Below are 316 nucleotides of genomic sequence, written 5' to 3' on the forward strand. Positions count from 1 at the left end.
TTGACTGGGTATTTTTAAGTCATGAAATGGGACTTTCTAAGCCTTCTCCTGAGATCTATGAAAAAATGCTTGTTGACCTTGGAACATCTGGTGATCGGGTAATATTCTTTGATGATTTGATCGCCAATGTGGAAGGAGCTAAAGCAGTAGGTATTCAGGCGGTACACGTGACGGGCCCTGAAGTTATTTTCGATTATTTTAAGAATGTATAGTAAAAAAGAATACCTCCGTCACGGAATCTTATTTATCGCCACTCTTATTTCCACCACTCTTGCAGGAGCAGAGTGGGTATATGGGAAGTCAGTGTTGGGAGAAG

Annotated in this window: 1 protein-coding gene; it reads left to right on the top strand. The window is 41.1% G+C overall.

The annotated features are described in order from the left end of the window. A partial coding sequence (locus JEM65_RS22210; protein WP_199603947.1) for an HAD-IA family hydrolase occupies nt 1-212 on the top strand: 212 nt, incomplete at its 5' end. Nucleotides 213-316: the final 104 nt, after the last annotated feature.

Source organism: Gelidibacter salicanalis (genome assembly GCF_016469035.1).
Taxonomy (GTDB): domain Bacteria; phylum Bacteroidota; class Bacteroidia; order Flavobacteriales; family Flavobacteriaceae; genus Gelidibacter; species Gelidibacter salicanalis_A.